General features: G+C 67.2%; 2 protein-coding genes. One reads left to right on the forward strand and one right to left on the reverse strand.

Features of this window, described 5'->3' with window-relative positions; translation table 11 throughout:
* The first annotated feature begins 149 nt into the window (after positions 1–149).
* Complete coding sequence (locus ABT116_RS42845) at positions 150–485, forward strand: ankyrin repeat domain-containing protein (protein ID WP_351646133.1); 336 nt, start codon at positions 150–152, stop codon at positions 483–485.
* Here ABT116_RS42845 and ABT116_RS42850 read toward each other — a convergent pair.
* A protein-coding gene (locus ABT116_RS42850) for an IS5 family transposase (RefSeq protein ID WP_351646135.1) occupies positions 457–1,256 on the reverse strand; the annotation gives its coding sequence in 2 pieces (ribosomal slippage) (positions 457–917 and positions 917–1,256; 801 coding nt in all). The genes ABT116_RS42845 and ABT116_RS42850 overlap by 29 nt on opposite strands.
* Positions 1,257–2,381 lie beyond the last annotated feature (1,125 nt).

The raw sequence follows: 2,381 nt of genomic DNA on the forward strand, positions 1-2,381 counted from the left end.
CGGAACAATCCAACTCCACGTATCCCGCCCCATACCGAGGTCAACGACGCCTCACCACGTAGGACACGGTCTTAGACGTCATCTCAATTGGTGGCTGATGGCGTAGATAGTCGCTGGCAGGCGTGCTGTGGGGACGGTTGAATGTCGGGGTGAGCGACTACTGGACACCCGCGCATCAAGCGGTTGAGCAGGAGGATGCTGAGGCCCTGGCCCTGTTGCTGGCCGCTGGTTCCGATCCTGACGAAGTCTTCAGCAACATGACGCTGCTGACGCACGCAATCGACGCCGAGGGGGATGGCTCCCTGCAGAGCGGGCAGCCGTTGACTGTGCACACCACGGCCGTGTTGCTGGCTTTCGGGGCTGATCCGGAGCTGGGAGACCCAGACGGTCGCACCCCCATGGACATGGCCAATCACTACGGCCACGACCTGGCCGTGAAACTGCTGCAGGCCCACATCAGCAGACGAGCCGCCGGTAACAGATGAGGGTGCAGGCGATGCTCGTGAAGGCGAGGAAGTGCTCGGCCTTGCGCTCATAGCGGCGGTGGAGGCGGCGGCAGCCGGCGAGCCAGGACATGGTTCGCTCGATGGTCCAGCGGTGGCGGCCGAGCCGCTGCGAGGTCTCGATCCCCTTGCAGGCGATGCGGTGCCTGATGCCACGACCTCGTAACCATCGGCGCAGGTGAGAGTAGTCGTAGCCCTTGTCTGCGTGGAGCTTGTCCGGCCTGCGTCGCCGCCGCCCGCGGCGGGAACGGATCGGTGGGATGCCCTTCACCAGGGGGATCAGTGCCTGGCTGTCGTGCAGGTTTGCCCCCGAGATTCCGACGGACAGGGGCAGACCCGTCCGCTCAGTGATCAAATGGATCTTCGATCCGTACTTGCCCCGGTCGACAGGATTCGGGCCTGTCAGGTCCCCCTTTTCAGGGCCCGCATGTTCACCGAGTCGATCGCGCAGCGAGACCAGTCCAGCTCGCCGCGGGAGCCGAGTTCGTCGAGGACCAGGCGGTGGAGCTTGGCCCACACCCTGGCCTTCGTCCACTCGGCAAAACGGCGGTGAGCCGTCGCCCCCGACGGGCCGAACGACGCAGAGGGCAACTGCTGCCACGTGCAACCCGAGGTGGCCACGAACACGATCGCGGCCAGCACTTCCCGGTCTCCATGCCAGCGGCGGCCACCGCCCTGAGGCCGCGAAGGCGCCTCCGGCACCACCCGCTGGAACAATTCCCACAATTCGTCCGGCACCAGCCGCTCAACGATCCCCGCCACGACCCACAACCTACCGAGACCAAATGAGACGACGTCTTAGAAGGGGACGGGCGCCTTCGGCAATCGCCGGGCGGGCGGCAGGAACTGGGCCCGGATGCCGTCACCGGGGGCGAGGGCGAGGCGGTGGTTCTGGTTCGTCATACGGCCGATTGCAGCAGTGGGCCGGGCAGCGCGTCCAAGACTCAATCCCGATGTGCCTTATAAGGAGGCCCTATAAGGCGGACCTACCGTGTTCCCGCCAGTGGTCCGTCCAGGAGGCACGGAGTCCCTGGTGCCTGAGACCGAGCGTGGGAGGCGCCCCGCACTACGCGGCGTGTCTGTCGTATCCGGTGGGGATGGCACCTGGGGAACGTCCTCGGGACGGCCGGGACCGTGAGCCGCACGGGGTCCCCTCGCTGGGAGTCTCCTGCGATCGAGCGGGCTGTTCCCGGTGAGACCCCGGACCCTCGGTCCTCAACTGGGAACTCGGTACCGCCTGCCACCGAAGGAACGGCAGGGCGAACCGCCACATCGGCGGCCCTGGCCACGGTGGCAGCCTTGGACGCCGTCTCGCTTCCGCTCTGTGCCGATGCCTCGGCGGGAACGGCGGAAGGAGTGGGCCTTGCCTGCGGCTGGCTGGCAGGGGGACGGGCTTCGCCCTGGGCGGCGGCGTACTGCTCGGTGGTGAGCTCGGCGGCCGGGGAGGGGGCGGAAGGGTCGCCTTCCCAGTCGGCCGAGAACAGCCGAATTGATGCCGGCGCCGTGGCCGTACGAAGGGTGGGCTACTCCCCGAGTACCGGGTCGGGGGAGGTGAGCGGTCCGGAAGCGAGACGGCAGAACACGGCCACCGCGGCTGGGGGCACTGCCGTCGCCGAGGTCCCAGGTCGAGCCCTCGCGGCCGTGGCCCACCCGCAGCCGGCGCAGCCCGCCTGATGACACGTCACAAGGTCAGCAAAGGGTCAGTGTGAGCCCTGAAACACCTGGGGGCAGCTGACCGGGCATACGAATCGTTGTACGCTCCGAAGACCGCCCTTGACCTGCAAAAAGCGGGCAGGGAGCAGACAAACCGGGAGTTTCTCGATGCTGCGTACCATGTTCAAGTCCAAGATCCATCTCGAGGTCTCCGGGTCGGCCAGC

It is taken from the genome of Streptomyces sp. NPDC002130 (genome assembly GCF_040296465.1).
Lineage (GTDB): Bacteria > Actinomycetota > Actinomycetes > Streptomycetales > Streptomycetaceae > Streptomyces.